Source organism: Niveispirillum sp. BGYR6 (assembly GCF_027568365.1).
In the GTDB taxonomy this organism is placed as follows: domain Bacteria; phylum Pseudomonadota; class Alphaproteobacteria; order Azospirillales; family Azospirillaceae; genus Niveispirillum.
Genome location: NZ_JANLNL010000012.1, coordinates 1 through 25042, shown reverse-complemented (window position 1 = coordinate 25042; position 25042 = coordinate 1). Strand labels below are relative to the sequence as shown.

At 61.3% G+C, this 25042-nt stretch carries 7 protein-coding genes; 4 read left to right on the top strand and 3 right to left on the bottom strand.

All coding sequences use genetic code 11. From position 1 onward, the window contains the following. Positions 1-25: 25 nt before the first annotated feature. Entirely contained in the window at positions 26-14497 is a 14472-nt protein-coding gene (locus PCJ49_RS20550; protein ID WP_269912583.1) for a cadherin-like domain-containing protein, read from the bottom strand. 534 nt (positions 14498-15031) lie between these two features. On the opposite strand from PCJ49_RS20550, the gene PCJ49_RS20545 reads away from it, so the two are divergent. The 3 genes from PCJ49_RS20545 to PCJ49_RS20535 all read left to right on the top strand — a co-directional run bounded on the left by PCJ49_RS20545 (position 15032) and on the right by PCJ49_RS20535 (position 19399). Continuing rightward, complete coding sequence (locus PCJ49_RS20545; RefSeq protein ID WP_269912582.1) at positions 15032-17368, top strand: GH92 family glycosyl hydrolase; 2337 nt, start codon at positions 15032-15034, stop codon at positions 17366-17368. A gap of 197 nt (positions 17369-17565) precedes the next feature. Further along, positions 17566-18519: an AAA family ATPase gene (locus PCJ49_RS20540; protein ID WP_269912581.1), complete on the top strand. Its 954-nt coding sequence runs from the start codon at positions 17566-17568 to the stop codon at positions 18517-18519. Further along, a complete protein-coding gene (locus tag PCJ49_RS20535) occupies positions 18509-19399 on the top strand; it encodes a ParB/RepB/Spo0J family partition protein (protein WP_269912580.1) in 891 nt (296 codons plus the stop codon). Before PCJ49_RS20540 ends, PCJ49_RS20535 begins: the two co-directional genes overlap by 11 nt. A gap of 44 nt (positions 19400-19443) precedes the next feature. Here the strand turns inward: PCJ49_RS20535 and PCJ49_RS20530 are convergent, their stop codons facing one another. Both PCJ49_RS20530 and PCJ49_RS20525 read right to left on the bottom strand, forming a co-directional pair. Next, positions 19444-20037, bottom strand: a complete 594-nt coding sequence (locus PCJ49_RS20530) for a toll/interleukin-1 receptor domain-containing protein (protein WP_269912579.1) — start codon at positions 20035-20037, stop codon at positions 19444-19446. A gap of 15 nt (positions 20038-20052) precedes the next feature. Continuing rightward, entirely contained in the window at positions 20053-21597 is a 1545-nt protein-coding gene (locus PCJ49_RS20525) for a COR domain-containing protein (RefSeq protein ID WP_269912578.1), read from the bottom strand. A 2174-nt stretch (positions 21598-23771) separates the two neighbouring features. Between PCJ49_RS20525 and PCJ49_RS20520 the strand changes: the two genes are divergently transcribed. Next, entirely contained in the window at positions 23772-24887 is a 1116-nt protein-coding gene (locus PCJ49_RS20520) for a replication initiation protein (protein ID WP_269912577.1), read from the top strand. The last annotated feature ends 155 nt before the right edge of the window (positions 24888-25042 follow it).

Genomic DNA, 25042 nt, shown 5'->3' with positions numbered 1-25042 from the left:
CGAACAAGAGGCCCTGGCACTGTCACTACATGATCAGGTCTGCATTGGTGATCGTGGTGATATTGGCAAGCGTGATCTCCAGATCAGCAACGCCATCGCCATCCCGATCAGCCAGCAGCTTCAACGCTGTCGCATCAGACTGCCAGCACAGCTGACCCGCGACATTGCTGAAAGCGCCTGTGTCGATCCAGATAAAGCTCTGATGTCCCACAGCACTGCTGTCAGCATCCACTCCTGACAGATCCAGCACATCACCCTGGACAGCTGCGAAGTCACTGACCGTATCACCGTCATCAACAACAAACCGATCGGCCCCCGCCCCACCGACCAGCGTATCGGCACCAACACCGCCATCCAGCGTGTCGTTACCGGCACCGCCGGTCAGCACGTTGGCCAACGCGTTGCCCGTACCGGCGAAATTCCCGCTGCCGGTATAGGTCAGGTTCTCCACTTCGGCGGCAAGGGTGAGGCTGGACAGGTTGGTTTCCACCTTGTCCACACCCTGCCCGGCGGCTTCCGTCACCACATCGCCCACATCGTCAACGATATAGGTGTCATCCCCCACCCCACCGACCAGCGTATCGGCACCAACACCGCCATCCAGCGTGTCGTTACCGGCACCGCCGGTCAGCGCATTGGCCAACGCGTTGCCCGCACCGGCGAAATTCCCGCTGCCGGTATAGGTCAGGTTCTCCACTTCGGCGGCAAGGGTCAGGCTGGACAGGCTGGTTTCCACCTTGTCCACACCCTGCCCGGCGGCTTCCGTCACCACATCGCCCAGATCGTCGACGATATAGGTATCATCACCCGCCCCGCCGACCAGCGTATCGGCACCAACACCGCCATCCAGCGTGTCGTTACCGGCACCGCCGGTCAGCGCATTGGCCAACGCGTTGGCCGTACCGGCGAAATTCCCGCTGCCGGTATAGGTCAGGTTCTCCACTTCAGCGGCCAGGGTCAGGCTGGACAGGTTGGTTTCCACCTTGTCCACCCCCTGACCGGCCGCTTCCGTCACCACATCGCCCAGATCGTCGACGATGTAGGTGTCATCACCCGCGCCGCCGACCAGCGTATCGGCACCGACGCCACCATCCAGCGTGTCGTTACCGGCACCGCCGGTCAGCAGGTTGGCCAACGCGTTGCCCGTGCCGGCGAAATTGCCGCTGCCGGTATAGGTCAGGTTCTCTACCTCCGCTGCCAGGGTCAGGCTGGACAGGTTGGTTTCCACTTTGTCCACACCCTGACCGGCCGCTTCCGTCACCACATCGCCCAGATCGTCGACGATATAGGTGTCATCCCCCACCCCACCGACCAGCGTATCGGCACCAACACCGCCATCCAGCGTGTCGTTACCGGCACCGCCGGTCAGCGCATTGGCCAGCGCGTTGCCCGTACCGGCGAAATTGCCGCTGCCGGTGTAGGTCAGGTTCTCCACTTCGGCGGCAAGGGTGAGGCTGGAAAGGCTGGTTTCCACCTTGTCCACACCCTGCCCGGCGGCTTCCGTCACCACATCGCCCAGATCGTCAACGATATAGGTGTCATCACCCGCCCCGCCGACCAGCGTATCGGCACCAACACCGCCATTCAGCGTGTCGTTACCGGCACCGCCGGTCAGCGCATTGGCCGCCGCGTTACCCGTACCGGCGAAATTCCCGCTGCCGGTATAGGTCAGGTTCTCCACTTCGGCGGCAAGGGTCAGGCTGGACAAGCTGGTTTCCACCTTGTCCACACCCTGCCCGGCGGCTTCCGTCACCACATCGCCCAGATCGTCAACGATATAGGTGTCATCACCCGCCCCGCCGACCAGCGTATCGGCACCAACACCACCATCCAGCATGTCATTACCGGCACCGCCGGTCAGCATGTTGGCCAACGCGTTACCCGTACCGGCGAAATTGCCGCTGCCGGCATAGGTCAGGTTCTCCAGCACGGTTGAGAGGGTCAGGCTGGAAAGTGTGGTTTGAACGGTATCAATGCCACCCGCCCCGATGATCTGGTCATCAACATTGTCAATGACATAGGTATCATCGCCAGCGCCACCTTCCAGCGTGTCGGCCCCGGCACCGCCATTCAGCGTGTCGTTACCGGCCCCACCGGTCAGCACGTTGGCCGCCGCGTTACCCGTGCCAGCGAAATTGCCGCTGCCGGTATAGGTCAGGTTCTCCACATTGGCGGCCAGGGTCAGGCTGGACAGGCCGGTACGAACGGTGTCCATACCCGCGCCGCTGGCCTCCACCACCACGTCACCGGCATTGTCGACAAGGTAGAGATCATCGCCGCCACCGCCGGCTAGGGTGTCTGCACCAAGGCCGCCATCCAGCGTATCATTGCCAGCGCCGCCGGCGATGCTGTTGGCGGCGGTGTTGCCGGTACCGGTAAAATCACCGCTGCCGGTATAGGCCAGATTCTCCAGATTGGTGCCCAGCACATAGCTGGACAGGCTGGTTTCCACCTTGTCCGTACCTTGGCTGGCGGCTTCCGTCACCACATCGCCCAGGTCATCGACGATATAGGTGTCATCGCCCGCCCCGCCGATCAGCGTATCAGCCCCGATGCCACCGTCCAGGCGGTTGGCACCGCTATTGCCGGTCAGGATATTGGCCAGCACATTGCCGGTACCATTGATGGCACCGCTACCTGTCAGCGTCAGATTCTCCACCTCCGCCGACAGGCTGTAGCTGACGGAGGCCTGAACCGTATCGGTCCCTTCCCCTGCGGCTTCAGTGACGACATCGCCGATATTGTCGACAGTATAGAGATCATCCCCCACACCACCTTCCAGCGTATCGGCCCCGCCACCGCCATTCAGACTGTCATTGCCGGCCCCGCCGACCAGCAGATTGGCGGCACCATTGCCGGTAATCTGGTTATCGGCATCATTGCCGGTACCATTGATGGCGGCACTGCCGGTCAGGGTCAGGTTCTCCAGGTTGGCACCCAGCACATAGGTGATGGAGGACTGGACCAGATCCGCCCCTTCATCGGCGGCTTCCACCACCTGATCACCGACATTATCGACCAGGAATATGTCGTTGCCAGCGCCACCCACCAGCGTGTCGGCCCCGGCACCGCCATTCAGGCTGTCATTGCCGGCCCCGCCGCTCAGGCTGTCATTGCCATTGCCGCCAACCAGCGTGTCGTTACCATCCAACCCTTCCAGCGTGTCATCGCCGGTGCCACCGGTGATGCTGTTGGCCAGATTATTGCCGGTACCGGCAAAGCCACCGGAGCCGGTGAAGACAAGATTTTCCACATTGGCGGCCAGCGTATAGGCGGCAAGGTTGGTGCGCACCGTGTCTGTGCCCTGGCCTGCCGCTTCCACCACCACATCGCCGACATCATCGACGATGAAAATGTCATTGCCCTGGCCGCCCACCATGCTGTCGGCACCGCTGCCGCCATCCAGCGTATCGTTGCCGGACTGACCATCCAGCGTGTCGTTACCGACACCGCCGACCAGACTGTTATTCCCGCTATTGCCGATGCCGGTGAAATTGCCGCTGCCGGTATAGGTCAGGTTCTCCACATTGGTGGCCAGGGTCAGGGCGGACAGGGTGGTTTCCACCCGGTCCGTGCCTTGGCCAGCCGCTTCGATGATCTGATCACCAGCATCATCAACGATATAGACATCGTTGCCGGCCCCACCGGCCAGGGTATCGGCCCCGGCTGCACCATCCAGCGTGTCGTTTCCGGCACCGCCGCTGATGCTGTTGGCCACGTCATTGCCGGTCCCGGTGAAGTTACCGGTCCCGGTAAAGACAAGGTTTTCCAGCCCCGCCGCCAGCGTATAGGCCGACAGGCTGGTGCGCACCGTATCAACGCCTGCGCTGTCGCTGATCTGATCACCGGCATCATCAACGATATAGGTATCGTTGCCGGCCCCGCCTTCCAGCGTATCAGCCCCGGCCCCGCCATCCAGCGTGTCGTTGCCGACCCCACCACTGATGCTGTTGGCCAGATCATTACCGGTACCGGCAAAATCGCCCGTGCCGATAAAGCTCAGCCGTTCCACCTCTGCCGACAGGGTGTAGGCATTGGCCAGCGACTGGACATGGTCATTGCCGCCGCCAGCCTGCTCCACCACCAAGTCAGCGGTCTGTTCCACGATATAGCTGTCGTCCCCGGCGCCACCGACCAGCGTATCGGCACCGGCGCCACCGGTCAGCGTGTCATTGCCGGCCCCACCACTGATGCTGTTGGCCAGATCATTGCCGGTGCCGGTAAAGGCACCCGTGCCAATGAAGGTCAGATTTTCCACATTGGCCATCAAGGTCAGGCTGGTCAGCGTGGTCCGCACCTCATCAGTGCCTTCACCGGCCTGTTCCGTCACCAGATCGTCGGCATCGCCGACGATATAGGTATCGTCACCCACGCCACCGACCAGCGTGTCCGCCCCGGCCGCCCCGTTCAGCGTGTCATTGCCGGCCCCGCCGGTAATGCTGTTGGCCAGACTGTTGCCGGTACCGGCAAAGGCACCAGTGCCGCTATAGGAGAGGTTCTCCAGATTGGCACCCAGGGTGTAGGCGGCGGCACTGGCAACAACATTGTCCGTCCCGGCATCGGCGGCTTCCACCACCTGATCACCGGCATCATCCACCAGATAGGTGTCGTTGCCCAGGCCGCCGACCAGCGTATCCGCGCCAGCCGCACCATCCAGCGTATCGGCCCCAGCCCCGCCGGTAATGCTGTTCGCCAGATTATTGCCGGTGCCAGCGAAATTGCCGCTGTCGGTATAGGTCAGGTTCTCCACATTGGCAGCCAGGGTCAGGGCGGACAGGGCGGTTTCCACCCGGTCCGTGCCCTGGCCGGCCGCTTCGATGATCTGATCACCGGCATCATCAATGCGATAGAGGTCGTTCCCTGCCCCACCGGTCAGCGTATCGCTGCCGGCGCCGCCGGTCAGCGTATCGGCACCAGCCGCACCGGTGATCAGATTGTCGGCATCATTGCCGACACCGGTGAAGTTGCCGCCGCCAATATAGGTCAGGTTCTCCAGCCCGACCCCCAGGCTATAGCTGGTCAGCGTGGTGCGGACCGTATCCACCCCGCCACCGGCATTTTCGACCAGCTGATCGCCGAGATTGTCGACAATATAGGTATCGTCGCCAAGGCCGCCTTCCAGCGTATCGGCCCCGGCACCACCATCCAGCGTATCGTTCCCTGCCCCGCCGCTGATGCTGTTGGCGCTGGCATTGCCGGTACCGGCAAAGGCACCGCTGCCGATGAAGGCGAGGTTCTCCACATTGGCGGACAGCGTATAGGCATTGGCCAGCGACTGCACGACGTCCACACCGGCCGAGGCGGCTTCAACCACCACATCGCCCGTCTGTTCCACGATATAGGTGTCGTCGCCGGTGCCACCCACCAGGGTGTCAATGCCAGCCCCACCGGCCAACGTATCAGCCCCGGCGGCACCGGTGATGCTGTTGGCGCTGGCATTGCCGGTGCCGGCAAAAGCACCGCTGCCGGTGAACAGCAGATTTTCCACCTCATTGGCCAGGGTATAGGCATTCAGCGCGGTTTGTACCGTGTCCGTGCCCTGCCCGGCCAGTTCAACGATCTGGTCATCGGCGTCGGTGACAAGGTAGAGATCATTGCCCTGGCCGCCGACCAGGGTGTCGCTGCCGGCACCACCGGTCAAGGTGTCGGCCCCGGCCCCGCCGGTGATAACATTATTGGCGCTGTTGCCGGTACCGGCGAAGTTTCCGCCACCAATATAGGTGAGGTTCTCCACATTCGCCGTCAGCGTATAAGCAGACAGGCTGGTACGCACCGTATCGCTGCCCTCGCCCGCCGCTTCGCTGATCACATCCTGGGTGCTGTCAATGACATAGGTGTCATCGCCCGCGCCCCCCACCAGCGTATCCGCCCCAGCCCCGCCATTCAGCGTATCGTTGCCCGCACCCCCGCTAATGCTGTTGGCCAGGGCGTTACCGGTGCCGGCGAAATCCCCGGTCCCGACAAAGACCAGATTTTCCACATTGGCCGACAGGCTATAGGCATGGGCGCGGGACTGCACCGTATCCGTGCCGCCCGTCGCGGTTTCGGTGATGACGGCCAGACTGTCGGCGACGAGATAGGTGTCGTTCCCGTCCCCGCCGACCAGCGTGTCAGCACCCCCGGCGCCGTCCAGCGTATCATTGCCGGCGCCGCCGGTGATGCTGTTGGCCTGGGCATTGCCGGTGCCGGCAAAGGCACCAGTGCCGGTATAGGTCAGGCGTTCAACCTCCGCCGGCAGGGTATAGGCGGACAGGGCTGTCCGCACCTCATCCGTGCCGCCGTTGGCCGCCTCCACCACGATGTCGCCGGCAGCGTCAACGATATAGACATCGTTGCCGCTGCCCCCCTCCATCTGGTCGTTCCCGGCGCCGCCATCCAGCGTATCATTGCCGGCCAGCCCGATCAGCGTATCATCCCCGGCACCACCGGTGATGGAATTGTCGGCCGCATTGCCGGTGCCGGTGAAATTGCCGCTGCCGATGAAGGCCAGATTTTCGACATTGGCCGGCAGGCTGTAGCTGGACAGACTGGTGCGCACCGTGTCCACGCCCTCATTGGCATTCTCGGTGATCACATCGCCGCTGTCATCGACGATATAGACATCGTCTCCCTGGCCACCGATCAGGATGTCGGCCCCGCTGCCGCCATCCAGCGTATCATTGCCGGCCCCGCCTTCCAGCATATCCTCGGCCTTGCCACCGGACAGGCTGTCATTGCCAGCTTCACCCCAAATCCGGTCCCGGTAATCCGTTCCCGTCAGCGTGTCATTTCCGCTGGTGCCGAAAAGATGCACATAGCCGTTGGGCAGGCTCTCCGGCGAACCATAGACCGTGGTGTAAATATCATAGTCGTTCTTATAGCCTGACGCCCAGACAGCAACAAAACCACCATCGGCGCGGGCAACAAGCTGTACGTCCTGCTGATCGTTGAGAGTGATGGTGTTGAGCCGGAACTCATTGCCAATCTTCTCACCAGAGGCGGTCAGACGCTGGGCATAGATGCCGGCGAGGCTGCCATCCTGGAAATAGGAGTGCCAGGCCACCAGAAGATCACCACCAACCAGCTCAATGATCTTGGGCACGGTCTGGACTTGAGCAGTCGTGGTGTTGACCCGTATCTCCCCCCCGATCTTGCCGCCAGCAAGGTCAAAGCGCTGGATGTAGATATCATGGTTAGCGCCGGGATGGACGCCCGCCCAGGCAACCACAAAGCCAGTATCCCCTTGGCGAGCCAGGACTGATCTTTCCTGTGTACTGACCTGGTAGGTGTTGACCCGGAACGCACCGGTGACGCTGTTGCCATGGGCGTCATAAACACGGCCGAACACGTCGCTGCCATTTACCGTTTGATAGGTGTTATCGGTCCAGGTGACGACATAGCCACCATTTGGCAGGCTGATAATATCAGAATATGTAAGGGCGCCCCCCACATTCCCCTTGGGCGCTGATGCCAACTGCCTTGCATCAATCCGGTTCCCTTCGGCCGATATCCGCTGAAGATAGAGCCCGTGCGTTGTCGCCCCCACCGGGCCAAAATACGTTACGACCAAGCTGTCGTCGTTCAGCAGGGCCGCTTGCGGCGTACCCGAGACGGACACGCTGGTGATCGCGAATTGCTCCCCAACCTTAACGCCACGAGAATCATAGCGCTGACCATTCAGGCCTTCGCCCTGCCATAGGACAACAAAGCCGCCATCAGCCAAAGTGGTCACCGATGGCTGTCCCTCAGATGCGAAATGGCGCATCGGTACCAGGAACTGATCACCCGTCTTATTGCCCGACGCGTCATAGCGTTGGCCAAAAACGCTGCTCCCGTTTCCATTCTCCAACATGCTCTGGAAGATGATGACATGACCACCATCGGCCAACGTCGTCACCTTGGGCAGGAACTGCCGTTGGGTCGAGACGTTATTGACCAAGGTTTCCACCCCATTGGTCACCAACACGGAAGATGGCGCCAAGGTGGAAACGGTGGAAGTCTGCCAGTCACTCCATACCAGCCCGTCGGACGCACGGACCTGGATGCTGTCCAGGGCCGCCCCAGAACCGCCGACAAAGCGCAGCTTGGCCAGATCCGTTGCTGAAACCTGGATCACCTGACCAGCTGCCTGCGCCACCCCGTTCAGGACAAAATGGCCGCTGGTCGGATCGGCGCTGGTATCAATGAACTGGTAGGTCTTCAGAACCTGCAGGTTGCCACCGGCAAAGGCATCCCCCTGGATATGCCCCTGCCGCAGCAGGGCGGCGGCGGAAAGGGAGCCACCGACGGCAACCACATCCGTGGTCGCATGGATGACCGGCGGCGTGCTGTTGGCCTGGAACACACGGCTCATCACGGCATAGCCGCTGCCATCAATCTTGGTACCGCTCCAGGTCGCCACAAAACCGCCGTCGCTGCGCGCGGCCAGCTCCACATCCCGCGTTTGCCCCATGCCGCTGGTGGTGATGTCAAACTCACCACCGATGCGCTCACCATCCTTGGTGAAACGTCGTGCGGAGATGCCGTTGCCGGCACCAGGGATGGTATAGGACGACCAGGCAATGACAAAGGTCCCATCGGCCAGTTGCACAATATCGGGGTCCGACTGACCGCCGATGGTGAAGCTGTTCACGAGCGTTTCACCGCCGATGCGGCTGCCATTGGCCGCATAGCGCTGCATGAAAATGTCACCCTCCCGGCCAGAACTTCCCCAGCCAGACCAGACAACAATGAAGGAGCCATCATCCAGCCCCAAGATGGAGGAGTTACTCTGCGTGTGTTTAGTAATACTGGGAACAGCAAGACCGGGTCCGACCATAAGCCCATCACTATTGAACCGCTGCGCCCGGATATTTTCGCCGATATTGGAATTATACCATCCTTCGCTCCAGCTGAGAACGAACCCGCCATCCGCAGTCGCCTCAATTGCCGGCTGACTGTAGCTATCCGGTATGCCCTTATAGGGACGGCCGGCAAATACCGTCGGCCCCAGCGGTTCTCCATCCACACTGATACGGCGAACCAGGATGTCACTCGGGCTTGGGCTGTACTTCGCCCGGCCTGTCCATGCCACCGCCAGCGAGCCATCAGCCAGCAATGTGGCAACGGGCGAGCCGGTCGTTGGTGAAGAAGCGACAGTGAAGCTGTTCCCCACCGCATGACCATCGGCATCATAGCGCTGCCCCTTGATGCCGGCCTGCTGCCAGAAGACAGCAAAACCACCATCGGACAGCGCCACTGTCGACGGGGCCGCACCGGCCACACCCGGTATGGCCGTTTCCCCACCGACCGCATTCCCGGCGGCATCAAAAAACTGCATCCGCACCGAGGAACCGGAAATATCCTGTTTGGCGGATTGCCAGATGATGACATGGCCCCCATTGGCCAGGGTGGTCACCACCGGCCGCATCTGGTCATTCGCCGTGTGGCTGTTGACCTGCACCACCGCGCCTGCGCCCAGATTAGCCGTCTGGCCGGATGCCGGGGGCGGTGCCAGGTGCGAAACGGCGATGTTGAAGCTCTGCTCGGCGCCATTATCCAGACCGTCATTGGCAACGGCCTTGATCGTGTAGGGCGTGGCCCGCGACGGATCCAGCAGGGAGGCATCCTTGATGGTTACCACCCCCGTTTGCGCGTCGATCTGGAACCGGCCGCCGGCATCATCGGTCAGCGCATAGGTGACGTCCCCGCCACTGATATCGCTGCTGGCGACCGTGATGCCCACCCTGGTGCCGTTCTGCCAGAGGTCGGAGGCGACATTGGCCGCTTTATCGATATCCTCCGGTGTTTCCGGCGGCGTATTCATCACGGTGACGGTAAAGTCCTGCAGGCCGATATGGCCGGTGCTGTCCTGGGCCACCACCGTCAGCGTATAATCCGTCGTCCCCGCCGCATCGAAAGTGGCACCCACCGCCGTCGTGATGACGCCGGTAACAGTATCAATGACAAACAGATCATCGGGATTGTTCAACAGCGAATAGGCAACCGGCTGGCCATTGGGCGCGGTGCTGCGGGCCGTCACGCCGACAGCCACGCCGGACGCCTCCCCCTCCATCACGCGGTCGGGATTGGCATCCGCGTCAACCGGGGTCAGGGCCGCATCAACCGGTGCCCGTGTCACGGTCACCGTGGCCGATGCCGTGCCGCCGCGCCCATCGCTGATCACATAGGTGAAGGAACCAGCCGCCGTCACGCCCGTGGCGGGGGTGAAAATGATCTGGCCCTGTTCATCAATCTCCACCGTGCCATTGACCGGATCGGAAACCCCTGTGACGGAGAGGCTATCGCCATTCAGGTCAAGATCGTTGGCCAGCAGTTTGGCCGGCAGGATGGTTACCGGCTGCCCCTCAATGCTGAGGAACGTATCGGCCTTGGCCAGCGGCACCAGATTGACCCCGCTCAGCTCCACATCCTGATCATTGAAACGCAGGGTCTCCACCCCGGTCAGCAGATCAGTGCCGTCATTGATGCTGCCAGTGGGGGAAATATGCCGGACCCGGACCGTGGTGGCGTTCACCGCCTCAATCACATAATCCGCCAGATTACCGCGGAAGAGGGCGACATCATCGCCCTCACCGCCGCTGAGCGTATCGTTGCCGCCCCCGCCCTGCAGCGTGTCGTCACCATCCTCACCCACCAGCTGGTTGGCACCATCATCGCCGCGCAGCAGGTCGAAACCCAGGGAGCCGTAAATATTTTCGATACTGGACAGGCTGTCGCCCTGTGCATCCCCGCCGCTGGCAGTGCCGGTGGCAAGATCAACCGTCACCCCGTCGCCGGACGCGCGATAATCCACCCAGTCAGCACCCGCCCCGCCAGAAAGCTGGTCAACCCCGCTGCCGCCATCCAGCGTATCGTCGCCATCACCCCCGATCAGCGTATCATTGCCGGCACCGCCGGCAATGCTGTTGGCCAGCTCATTCCCCGTGCCGGCGAAATCGCTGCTGCCGCCATAGGTCAAGTTCTCCAGATTGGCGGCCAGGGTAAAGGCCGACAGGCTGGTCTGCACCCCATCCCGCCCGGCATTGACCTGCTCCACCAGGGTCACACCGGCATGATCAACAATATAAGTATCGTTGCCGGCACCGCCCACCAATGTATCGGCGCCCGCATCACCACCGGACAGGGTGTCATCGCCCGCCCCACCAACAATGCTGTTATCCGCCGCATTGCCCATACCTGTGAAGGCACCGGTGCCGGTAAAGCGCAGATTCTCCACATTAGCGGCAAGGGTCAGGCTGGACAGGTTTGTCTCAACCTGATCCGTACCCTCACCCGCTGCCTCCACAATCACGTCACCGGCATTGTCCACCCGGTACAGGTCATTGCCGGTACCGCCGATCAGGCTATCCGCACCGGCACCACCGATCAGGGTGTCGTTCCCACCACCGCCGGAGAGCGTATCATTGCCGGCACCGCCGGTGATGCTGTTGTCGGAAGCATTGCCCGCACCGGTAAAATTGCCGCTGCCGGTAAAGATCAGGTTCTCCACATTGGCGGAGAGCGTCACCATGGTGGCGGTCGCCTCCACCGTATCCGTGCCTTCGCCCGCTGCCTCAACAATCACATCGCCGGCATTGTCCACCCGGTACAGGTCATTGCCGGTACCACCGATCAGGCTATCGACACCGGTACCGCCAACCAGGGTATCGTTCCCGCCACCGCCGGAGAGCGTATCATTGCCAGCACCACCGGTGATGCTGTTGTCGGAACCATTGCCTGTGCCGGCAAAATTGCCGCTGCCGGTAAAGATCAGGTTTTCCACATTGGCCGCCAGCGTCACGCCGCTGACCGTCGCTTCCACGGTGTCCAGGCCGGCACCCGCCGCTTCCACCACAACGTCGCCGGCATGATCGACCTTGTACAGGTCATTGCCGGCACCGCCCACCAGGGTATCCACCCCGGTACCGCCATCTAGCGTGTCATTCCCGGCGCCACCGGTTATGCTGTTGGCCAGCGCATTGCCGTTGCCGGTGAAATTGCCGGTACCAGTAAAGGTGAGATTTTCCACATTGGCAATGGTGGCCAGACTATAGGTGGTCAGCGCCGTCTCAATCCGGTCTGTGCCCTCGCCGGCGGCCTCAACCACAACATCGCCCAGCACATCAACGCGGAATACGTCATTGCCGGTGCCGCCGATCAGGCTGTCGATCCCCCCCAGTCCGTCCAGCGTATCATTGCCGGCCCCGCCGATCAGCGTATCGGCAAGGGGCGTACCGGTGATGCTGTCATTCCCGCCATAGCCGTTGATGCTGGCCGGCCCATAAAGGGCTGTCAGCACATCATTGCCTTCCGTCCCGGCGACGGGATTGCCCGCACCGGGGACTTTGCTGTCGGTGGTATAAATCCGGCTATACACGCCAAGGTTTGAGCCATCCTGGCCATCGCTGTCCCAGGCGACGACAAAGCCGCCATCGGCGCGGCCGGCGATGCTGGCGCGGGTCTGGCCCTGGGCGGTGGTCTCCGTGACGCGGAACTCACCGCCTACTTTGATATCGGTCGCCGAAAAACGCTGGGCATAGACACCATCGCCGCTGCCATCCTGGCCGGCAGATGTCCAGCTGACAATATAGCCGCCATCCGCCAGCGCCGTGATCGTCGGCAGGGACTGGGCGCCCGTCTGATAGGTGTTGACCGCCACATCACCGCCAAGCGCCACGCCCGTGGTGCTGAAATGCCGTGTGACAATGCCACTGCTGTTACTGTCGGTCCCCCGCCAGGCCACAACAAAGCTGCCATCCGCCAATGTCGTCACCACAGGCTGCCCCGGACCGCCCGCCGTGGCATTCACTTGGAACTCATTCGCCAGGGCTTTACCATCCGCCTTGAAAATGCGCGCCGCAATGCCGATACCATCACTCAACCAGGTAACGACAAAGCCGCCACCCGGCAGGGCAGCAACCGAGGGCGCGGATTGCGTGTTGGCCGTGATATTGTTCACCCAGCCAAACTGGTTGCCAATCGCCACCCCGTCCGCCCCGTAAAGCCGGGCCGAGATCTCCCCGCTATACTGATCCTCAAACACAATGACAAAGCCGCCATTGCTCAATCCCGCCACGGACGGGTTCGCCTGTGTCCCCGTCACAGCTGTATTGACTGTCGCCGGGCCACCAACCTTCACCCCATTGGCATCATAGCGCTGGAAAACCACGCCATAGCCATCCGTGTCCCCACCATTATCGTGCCAGGCCACCACAAAGCCGCCATTGGCCAGGGCCGCCACCGACGCCTCGTTCTGATGACCGGTATTGGTGGTCGACGCATTGACCTGGAACTCACCCCCCACGGCCACACCGGCCGCATCATAGCGCTGGCCAAAAATCTTCCAGACATTTCCGCCAGTCTGGGCATAAGACTGCCAGACAATCACATGCCCGCCATCGGCCAGCACCGTCACCGATGGGCTCTGCTGATGGGAATTCGTATAGCTGTTCGCCCGCACCTCCGGCGTGACGAACTGACCGGCCGGCGGCGTGCTCCAGATACGTTGATAAACCCCCAGCCCGGAACCATCGCTGCCATCGCTGTCCCAGGCGATCACATAGCCGCCATCCGGACGCCCCGCCACAACAGCCCGCGACTGCGCCAGCGCCACCGAGCCATTCACCCGGAATTCCGCATCCAGTTTCGTGTCATAGGCCGTGAAACGCTGGCCATAGACACCCTCCACATCGCCATCCTGGCCATAGGAGGTCCAGCCAACCATGTAGCCGCCATCCGTCAGCGCCGACAGCGTCACATCCGACTGACGACCCGTCTGGTAGCTGTTCACCACCATCTCGTTCCCCAGCGCCACGCCCGTGGCGCTGAAACGACGCGTTACAATCCCCAGATCGTTGCTGTCGGCACCCATCCAGCCCACAACAAAGCTGCCATCCGACAGCGTCGTCACCGCCGGCCGATACTGCCCCCCTGTCAATGTCGCATTGACCTGGAATTCACCCGTCAGCGGCTTGCCATCCGCCTTATATATCCGCGCCGAAATCCCTTCACTGCTGCTGTCAACACCCTGCCAGACAATCACATAGCCGCCACCCGGCAAGGCCGACACAACCGGCAGCGTCTGCGTCCCCGTCGTGTTGCTATTGACCCACAGAACCTGATTGCCAATCGGCTGGCCATTGGCGCCATAAAGACGTGCCGACACTTCACCCAGGGTCACATCCGCAAAGGCAATCACAAAGCCGCCATTGCTCAGGCCCGTCACTGACGGATAATATTGATCACCCTCCAGATAGGTGTTCGCCACGGTAGGGCCACCAACCGCCACACCCTTGGCGTCATAGCGCTGAAACGCTATCCCCGTCTTGTTGCCAGAACCCTCAAGTGCGCCGTCCTGCCACGCCACAACAAAGCCGCCATCCGACAGGGCACCGACCGAGAGCTCCGTCTGATATCCGAGAGTGCTCCGCGCCGTAACCGGAAACTCACCACCAATCGCCCGACCAGACGCGTCGTAGCGCTGACCATAAGCTCTCCAGGCGACGCTGCTGTCACTCTGGCCCTGCGACTGCCACACAACGACATGGCCACCATCCGCCAGAACCGCAACAGAAGGGCCCTGCTAATGCCCAGGAGTGTGGCTGTTTACCCGCGTCTCTGCCGTTGTGTAGGTGTCCATGTTCTTCCGCTATGAGTGAAAATACCGCGATTTTTGTAATTTTCTTATATTTAATAAGCAAGTAAATTTCGTGTGAAAATCCACCGATAGCATTATCCAATATGCAAGCAAAAAATCAGGCAACTCTTCACGAGTTCGCCTTTAGGAAAGGCTTGGAAAATGATCATGTTACGCAAGCCAGAAAGGCCAAGAGTTTCCATTTAGGCAATTCACTGGATGATGTACAATAACGCTGATGAAGGTCAGGCCTCATTCCACGTCAGAGCAGACGGCCGCGGTGAACTCTTCATTCAGGCGCTCCGCTATCGCTCTTGCCCCCCCCCTTTGCCATCGGGCGAAAAATTTTCGCCATGGTATCCGCCAATGTAATCCATTACATTGGCGGATACGCACAATAATGGGCCTGCGCCTTTTACCCATGGGAGATGAGAATTGCGTCAGCATCCGATCAAACGTCGCCGTTTGGCCCCTGCCCTGCTGGCGGCCATGTTGTTGGCGAGCGCTGCCTTCTTTCCCGCCCATGCGCAAGCCCCCGCCGACCTGGCCAACCCGCTGATCGGCACCGACAGCAATTTTGAACTGTCCAACGGCAACACCTATCCGGCCATCGCCCTGCCCTGGGCGATGAATTTCTGGACGCCGATGACCAACAAGATGGGCGATGGCTGGGCCTATCGGTATGATGATACCAAGCTGCGTGGCTTTAAACAGACGCACCAGCCCAGCCCCTGGCTGAATGATTATGGTGCCTTCTCCCTGATGGCCGTCACCGGCACCCTGAAGATTGAGGAGGAGGCCCGCGCCTCCTGGTTCAGCCATAAGGCGGAGGTGGCGCGCCCCTATTATTACAGTGCTTATCTGGCCGACCATGATGTGACCGTGGAAATCGCGCCGACCGAGCGGGCCGCCCATTTCCGCTTCACCTTCCCGGAGAATGATCACAGCTATATCCTGCTGGATGCCTTCAATGGCGGATCGATGGTGAAAATCCTGCCGGAACAGCGGCGCATTATCGGCTATGCCCGCAACAATCATGGCGGTGTGCCGGCCAACTTCCATAATTATTTCGTGGCCGAATTCGACCATGATTTTGAGCTTGTGCAAAGCTGGGGCGATGGCTGGAAACCCCTGCCCGGCAGCCGGGAAGCCAAGGGCGACCATGTCGGTGCCATCATCGGCTTCAAGACCAAGCGCGGCGAACAGGTGCAGGTGCGCGTCGCCTCCTCCTTCATCAGCGTCGAACAGGCGGAACTGAACCTGCGGCGCGAAATCGGCACCCAGGATTTTGACGCCACCAAGCAACAGGCCGCCACCGCCTGGAACCAGGAGCTGGGCCGCATCCGCATTGAAGACCCCGATCAGGATGCTGTGCGCACCTTCTATTCGGCACTCTACCGCACCCAGCTTTTCCCCCGCGCCTTTCATGAGGCCGATGCCAAGGGCAACATCCAGCATTACAGCCCCTATAATGGCCAGGTGCGGCCGGGGCGGATGTTCACCGATAATGGTTTCTGGGACACGTTCCGCGCCGTCTTCCCGCTCTTCACCCTGCTGCGACCCGATCTGGATGGCCAGATCATGGAAGGGCTGGTGAACACCTATCAGGAATCCGGCTGGCTGCCGGAATGGGCCAGCCCCGGCCACCGGGATGTGATGATCGGCTCCAACTCCGCCATCATCATCGCCGATGCCTGGCTGAAAGGCATCCGCGGCTATGACATTGAAAAACTCTATGAGGCGATGAAGAAGAACGCCACCACCGACCGGGGCCGCCCGCTCTCCGACGATGGCAAGGTGATCAGTTCGGTGGGCCGCGAAGGGGTGGATTATTATAACCGCCTCGGCTATGTGCCCTATGATGTCGGCATCAAGGAAAATGCCGCCCGCACCCTGGAATATGCCTTTGCCGATTTCAATCTGGCCCGGCTGGCCGAAGCGCTCGGCAAGAAACAGGATGCCAAGCTGTTCTATGAACGCGCCGGCAATTACCGCAAGCTGTTCGATAAGCAAACTGGCTGGATGCGCGGCCGCAACAAGGATGGCCAGTTCCAGGCCCCCTTCAACCCGCTGAAATGGGGCGACGCCTTCACCGAAGGCAATGCCATGCATTATAGCTGGTCGGTCTTCCACGATATCCAGGGGCTGATCAACCTGATGGGCGGTGACGCGGCCTTCACCGCCAAGCTGGACAGCGTGTTCGACACGCCGCCGATTTTTGATGACAGCTATTATGGCTTCACCATCCATGAGATTCGGGAGATGCAGATCGTCAACATGGGCAACTATGCCCATGGCAACCAGCCGATCCAGCACATGATCTATCTCTATAATTACGCCGGCCAACCCTGGAAGGCGCAGGCCCTTCTGCGCGATGTCATGCGCCGGCTCTACCTCAACAGCCCGGATGGCTATGCGGGGGATGAGGATAATGGCCAGACTTCGGCTTGGTATGTCTTCAGCGCCCTGGGCTTCTATCCCGTCACACCCGGCAGCGGCCAATATGTCATCGGCTCCCCCTTGTTCCGGCTGGCGGAAATCACCCTGCCCACGGGCAAAAAGCTGCGGGTGGAGGCACCTGCCAACAGCCCGGCCAATGTCTATATCCAGTCGGCCCGCCTGAACGGCCAGCCGCTGAACCGCACCTGGCTGACGCATGAGGAATTGATGCAGGGCGGCACCCTGCATTTTGACATGGGGCCGCAGCCCAACAAGGAATGGGGTACGGGCCCCGGTGCCGCCCCCTTCTCCATGACCGCGCGCAGCGATTGATCCCCCTCCCCTTCCTCTTTTTCCCTCCCCCCTAGGGCGCCCCTGTCTGGCGCCCTTTTTGCTGCCTGTCTGACGTCAGACAGGGGAACGCCTTTCCGATGTTGACGAAAAACCATCAACTTAACCGTCTTTCCCATTGACAAGCCCCCTGCCCTTGCGTCACCCCTAATCCAGCGAATTTCAGGGGGAACACCCACATGGACGGCGAATTGCTCAAGGCCTATCGGCGCAAGCGTGGCCTGTCGCAGGAAGGCTTTGCCGAAATGCTGAATGCGAAGCTGGACCGCGCCTATGACAAGGCCAAGGTCAGCCGCTGGGAGAATGCCAAGGAACCGGTGCCCGACCCGGTGGCTGATTTCATGCGCCGGGGCACGCGCACCCGCGCCCGCATCATCGCCACCGCCAACCAGAAGGGCGGCCAGACGAAAAGCTCCACGGCCCTCAACCTCGCCCATGCCTTCGCCATGATGGGCAAGCGGGTGCTGCTGGTCGATGCCGATCCCCAGGCCTCCGTCACGCTGGCCGCCGGGGTGGATCTGGAAAGCTGCATGGCCAATGGCAATGTGCTGGGTGCCGTGCTGGATGAAAAGAAGAGCCTGCGGGAGATCATTGTCAGCGTGAACGGCATTGATGTCGCCCCCACCGACATCACGCTGGCCGAGTTCGAGGTCTCCGTCCTCTCCAAACCCGGCCCAGAAAAACGTCTGGCCCGGGCCCTGTCTGACGTCAGACAGGATTATGATGAGATCATCATCGACACGCCGCCGCATCTGGGCGTGTTGACCCGCAATGCCCTGGTCGCCGCCACGGATATCCTGATCCCGGTGGTGCCGGCCCCGCTGGATGTGCCGGGCGTGCCGCTGCTGCTGCGCACCATCGAACAGATCCGCATTTATGAAAACCCGGAACTGAATGTGCTGGGCATCCTGCCCAACCGGTTTGAGGCGAATACGTCGGTGCAACAGGCCACGCTGCAGCAATTGCTGGCCACCTATGCCGACAGCGTGCGCGTGTTCGAACCGATCCGCAAAACCACGGCGATGGATCAGGCCGTTTATAACGGCGTCATCGCCGTGCGGGCGCTGCCCAAGGATAACCCGGTCGTGATTGGATATCTGCGTTTGGCGGAGGAGATTTCCCATGAAGCTTAAGGCCAACCCGAAAAGCCCGCTGTCCCAGGCGGTGAAGGTTTCCACCGGCACCAGCGCCGCCCCCCAGGGCGCCAGCGCGCATTTCCAGCGCAGCGCCGATTTTCGCCAGATGTTTGAGGTTGATCTGGACCGGGTGCATCCCCGCCCCGACCAGCCGCGCCGCCATTTCGATGAAGGGGAGCTGCAGGCGCTCGCCTCCTCCATCGCGGCGCGCGGCGTGCTTCAGCCCATCCTGGTGCGCAAAAGGGAAGGGGAGGAGGATGGCCATTACGAACTGGTCGCCGGTGAGCGCCGCTGGCGCGCCAGCCGGCTGGCCGGGCGCGACCGTATCCGCGCCCTGGTGGTGGATGGCGACCCGGCGGAAATCGCCCTGATCGAAAACATCCAGCGCGTCGACCTGACCGCGCTGGAAGAGGCGCGCGCCATCCAGGCGCTGATGCAAGCGCATGATTACAGCCAAAGCCAAGTAGCCGATATTCTGGGCCGCAGCCGCGTGCGGGTGAATGAAACCCTGCGCATCCTCTCCCTGCCCGCCGACCTGCTGAATGCGATGGAGAAGCAGGGCAGGGGGCTCCCGCGCACGCTGTTGCTGCAAATCGCGCGGGAGGAAGACCCCACGCGCCAGCGCACCCTGTATCAACAGGCGATCAGCGGGGCAGGGGAGAAGGCCTTGCGCGCCGCGCGCCCCGCCAAAGCCAATTCGGAGAAATCGCCAGCCCCCCCGGAGCAACTGGATCAAGCGCGCGACTATCTGCGGGCATTGACCCGCACCAGCCTGGCCCTGCCGCCCGTCGCCCCCGTGCGCGCCGCCCTGTCAGAGCCCCAACGCGCCCGCCTGCGCGAACTGCGCGACCATCTGAACGCGGTGCTGGGGGAGTAATCCCCCGGCACAGGCCCCGGCTGACACCCTGAAGGACTAAATTCTTATGGCTGAAGCACGTGCTTCAGCCATTCATCCCAGGTGGTTTCGCGAACACGGTCCGCAAAAAGAGCCAGGATATCTACAACATGCCGGGAAAACTGCTCCATCAGCATTAATTGCCGCTGTCCAGCCTCCCCCAGAACGGTCGCGCTACGGTTTTGCACGCGGGCATTCAGCTTCTCGACACGTTCCAGCCAATATTCGGCACGGTCCATCCAATCTTCCACCTGCCCAATCTTAAACCCGTTTAATACCCACAATTCCACCCGGTCATTAAAATCACCATCGCGTTGGCAATTCTGCCAAAGCATGAAAAGTTCAAACATACAATTGGGCGATTTCAGGTATTTGTCACTCAGCATCACAAATACCCGGTCGCCCTTACCCAGCCGGCGCATAAAATCGGAAATACTATCCCCTGGCCGCAGCACATTCTTGTCCCGCAGAATCGTCCGCCCCTGCGCCTTTGCCGCCTTGCACAGCCGGTCCACATCCTGTTCCCGCTCTGGTGTGTCCTCATCCGCCCAGGCGTAGGAGACATACCATGTCTCCCCCGTCGCCGGCTCCGGCCCCGGCTGCAATGCCACCTCGCCCATCCGCGTCCCCTCTTTCTACCGGGGCACACTTGGCCCGGCGTCCCCGCGCAGGCCCACCTTGGCCTGCGCCTCTTCCACCAACTCCCCCAGCCGGGCCAGCAGCCCCTCCGCATCGCCGCGCTGGGTGCGCAGGTGGATATGGCCGGCCCAGCCCCCGGCTGGGATCACCTGTTCAATCCAGAACCGGCTTTTATAGTTCATGTCATACCCACAAACCCCGCCCTGCCAATAAACCGCATCCGGCCCGGCCACTTCCCCGATCACGCACAGGATGGTGCGGATCAACCCGCCATGCAGCAGCGGATAATCCATCCGCCATTCCGCCGTCGCCGCCTCCCCATCCCAATGCGCCTCCAACCGCGCTGCCATGGCGTTCCTGTCCGGCAACAGGTCCGGCGCGATAAATTCCTCATACCGTTCCCCCGCCGCTTCCCACCGCCGGTGAACGAAACAAATCCCGCAGGATTGCATCATGCTGAGGAACAGTTCCTGTTCGCCCTCACCAAAGCCCTGCCAGACCAGCCGGCCCAGCAAATCCCGGTCAAACCGCCCATCCTGCCGGCGGATCGCCGTCAGCGCCTGGCTGTCCCGGTCAAAAATCGCGTAAATCGCCTCCAGCGCCCCGCCCTGGTCCAACACCACCTGATTGTTAAACAGGCCGCGCCGGTACAACACCACCCCCTCGGCATCCAGCCAGGTCAACACATGCTCAGGCGCAGAAATCCCCCCGGCCTGCGCACAAAGATCGTGAAATTCCGCCATGGAGAGCAGGTGCCGCCGCTGTTCCGCCGCCACTTGCTTATTCTCCGCCTGCATCCCCTCCAGCCGCTGGCGCAACCGGTCCCGCCCGGCCCCGATCAGCGGTACCCCCATCCGCGCCGGGTCGCGCAGCCACTGCGCCGCCTCCCCCAGCCTTTCCCGCAGCCCCGCCAGCCCCCGGCGCTTCAGCACACTGATATGCAGGCTGGCCGCCGGAAAGGCCAAATCCGCCAGCGCCGTCGCCGGCACGGGGAAGGGCCGCACCTCCGCCGCCGGCTGGTCGCATTTATTCTGCACCAGCGTGATCGCGCTGGCCGCATGGCCCTGTTGCCGCGCCAGCGCCACCCAATAGGGCAGGGGATAATCCCGGAACCATTCCGCCCCCTCCCGCACACCGCTGCGCGCCTCCGTATCGGCGGCCCAGACCAGCAGCATCAGGGAGGGGCTGTTCAAAAACAGCGCGTGGGCCCCATGGTAAATATCCTGCCCGCCAAAATCCCAGACAGACAGTTTCAGCCCGTCCGGCAGATCGGCCATCTCCACCTGAATGCCATGGGTGGAATCCCATGCGGGATTCAAGATGAAATCCGCCCGGCAGAGCGACCCGGCAATCTGCGTCTTCCCGGCCCCGCCATTGCCCAAAATCAACAGCTTCACCCGGCTGTCCTGTACCGCCCCCGCCGCCAGATCGGCAAAGTGGGCACGCAGGCGGGGCAAATAGTTGCCCATCACATCGGGGACAAGCACACCGCTAACCGGAATGCCGGGGATGGTTACATCGGCTAGAACCAGTTCATACAAGTCAGGTAATTCCAGAAGTGATGCTGGAAAATCCGCTAATGGACAAGAGCTAGAATCAAGCTTTTGTAAATGGATGAGACCGGACAGCACACTCAAATCACGGACACCCGTGTCACTGCAATCAAGGGTTTGCAGTTGGATGAGGCCAGACAAAGCTCTGAGATCACCCACCCCCGTGCTGCCGCAATCAAGATATTGCAGTTGGGCAAGGGCGGACAAAGCCGTGAGATCACTCACACTCGTGCCGCTACAAATGAGAAATTGCAGTTGAGCGAGGCTGGACAGCGCTTTTAGATCACTCACCTCCGTGCTGCTGCAATCAAGATGTTGCAGTTGGGCGAGGCCAGACAAAGCCGTGAGATCACTCACCCCCGTACTGCTGCAATCAAGATGTTGCAGTTGGGCGAGGCCAGACAAAGCCGTGAGATCACTCACCCCCGTACTGCTGCAATCAAGATGTTGCAGTTGAGCGAGGCCAGACAAAGCCGTGAGATCACTCACCTCCGTGTTGCTGCAATCAAGATGTTGCAGTTGAGTGAGGCCAGATAAAGCCGTGAGATCACTCACCTCCGTGTTGCTGCAATCAAGATGTTGCAGTTGAGTGAGGCCAGATAAAGCCGTGAGATCACTCACTCCTATGCCCCAGCAATCAAGATGTTGCAGCTGGGTGAGGCCAGATAAAGCCGTGAGATCACCTACCTTCGTGCTGCTGCAATCAAGATGTTGCAGCTGGGTGAGGCCAGATAAAGCCGTGAGATCACCTACCTTCGTGCTGCTGCAATCAAGGTGTTGCAGCTGGGTGAGGCCAGATAAAGCCGTGAGATCACCTACCTTTGTGCTGTTGCAATCAAGGTGTTGCAGTTGGGCGAGGCCAGACAAAGCTACAAGATCGATCACTGCTGTGTCACTGCATTTGAAAGTTTGCAGTTGAGTGAGAACTGAAAGTCCTGTCAGATCATTCACTTGCGTGCCGCCGCAATCGAGATGTTGCAGTTGGGTCATATTCTTAAGGAAATCGAAATCCGTCAGATCACTCCGTAGCACCGCTAAAGTGCGCAACTGTCCCAGTCGCGCAAGCTTGACAGCATCATTCTTGATTCTCAAATACGGACCCAAATGCTTAAATCCCAGTCTCCTCCCCATCCACAATTCCCGCAGCCAGGTCAGCTTAAAAAGCTCATCCGGCAGCCCCTCAAGGCGCAACCCGCCCAGGTCCAGCGCCCCGGTCTGCGCCTGCGCCTCCGCCCGAATGCGGCGGAGAACCTCTTCCATATCATTATCGTGGTTACGCATCGTCCGGGGCGGGCCTGTTTTGCTTGTAGGCGGGTGGAGTCATACTAACCAAGATAGCCATCCCCCCGCCAGACACATGCAACCTTGCTCCCCCGCAATGGCGAACTCCCCCCTTGCCTGTCCCCTATGCTCTGTAATAGGATTTATTTCCCCAAATACGGAGAGCCAACATGTTTTCCATCCCATCCCCCAACGCAACATCCACAAAATTCCTGTTGCGTAGTGTTGCGCAGGATCGGGCGAACCCTGGCGAAAACTCCGAAACCTCACCCCTGGCAAAAACTCCGACCGTTTTGGCCCCCCTGTCTGCAACTCCGAATCGGGGCCGCTGAAAGCCTTGTAAATCAAGCGCTTCAGGCCGGGCTGGCCAAAACTCCGAAAGGGCAGGGGGCAGGATCAGGAAAATGGATAATCCATCGACAGCGCAAAAGGCCGGAGTCGCCATATCCCCGGCAAACCCTGGCAAAATCTCCGAATGGCGGCTGGCCTCTTTGCTCCGATTCGTGGCCAACGGGGGCCGTCGTGCGCCCGTTTGGCCGCGTCATTACGCGGATCGGGGGCGAAATCCTGGCAAAATCTCCGAATGCACCTCCCCTTTTTCACCGAAGATCCCCACGCCAGCCCCTGGCAAAATCTCCGAACTCATTGAAATTCCAGCCTTTCCTGAAGTTCCTTTGATTCCTACTAAGATTCCTAGGGCCGGAATCGCCCAATCATTCCAACCCCTTACACCCCCTATCCCGGAGGTTTCGCCAGCCCATTCGGGAGTTTTTGCCAGGGGTGAAGGGGAGGTTTCGCCAGACCCGAACGGGAGTTTTCGCCAGGATAGGCCCCTTTCATTCGGAGTTGCCTGCCCCCCGGCTCCGACTTACAATCCGGCCATGGCCCCGAAGCTCCCCACCAGTGCCGCCACGGCCCGCAAGACCCCGCTCACCCTGGTGAAAGCCACGGGTGCGGTGGAGATCAAGGCTGACGCCGATCTGACCCTGGCGGATCGGCGGCTGTTCAACCATCTGCTGGCCCATGCCTATGAGAGCTTGGGCACGGTGGAAAGCCACGCGATTGAGCTTGCCTCCATCCGCCGTTTCGCCGCAGAGGTGCGGGACGGTACGGCGGATGTGAACAATACCCGCCTGAAGGCCAGCATTGAAACCCTGCAAAAGGTGTTGTGCCAGTTCAACTATCTGCGCTCTGACGGCACGGCGGGCTGGGAAAGCGCCCAGCTGCTGGGGCCGTGCCGGATTGAAGGCGGGGTATTGACCTATACGTTCCATTCCTGGGTGTCGGAGCGGCTGAAGGAACCGGCGCTTTATTCCTATCTGTCGCTGCGCATCATCTATGAGTTTGAGAGCAAATATGCGCTGACCCTGTATGAGGTGCTGAAGCGTTACGCCGACCGCAACGCCGCCGAACCCTATTGGCAAACCAAGGTGGAGGAGTTGCGGGCCATCCTGGGCTGTGTCGACAAGCTGAAGGATTGGAAGGATCTGCGCAAATATGCGCTGGACCCCGCCTTGGCGGAAATTGCCCGGTTGGGTGATTTTGAGGCGACCTTGCATGAAATCCGCCAGGGGGGCGGGCGGGGTGGTGGCCGCGTGGTGGGCTGTGTTTTCCGCATCCAGCGCAAAAGCAAGCAGGCGGCCGAACAGGCCGTGCGCGAAATCGCCAAGCCCAAGGCGCAGCGCCGGGGCGAACGCGCCGCTGAGAAGGAGGAGGGGCTGTTCGCCGCCCGCGTCGATGCCGCCCTGCGCTTCCTGGAAGGGGCGGAACTGGGCAAGCGGATGGAATGGGCCAAGCGCGCCGAAGAACTGGGCATGACCCTGCCGCCCGCCGCCACCGCCAAGGATAATCTGCGCAAATGGGTGCCGGCCCTGGCGGAAATCGTGGTGGATGAGGAACATTTGCGCGTGCGGGCACCGGCGGCGGGGCGCGGTGGCAAGGGCGACGCCGGCGCTGCCGCTGCCGCAACTGATCAGGCTGGTGCCGGGCCGGACTGAAAAAAAGGCGCCGGGGGCAAACCCCGGCGCCTCAGACTGCTGACAAACCCCGTCGAAATTCGGCGGGGTTTTGTTTTTGGTGATTTCAGGCGGCGATTGGCGTTTCTGGCGGGCCGATGAGGATGGCGGCGCGGATGAGGCGGCAGATTGCGCGA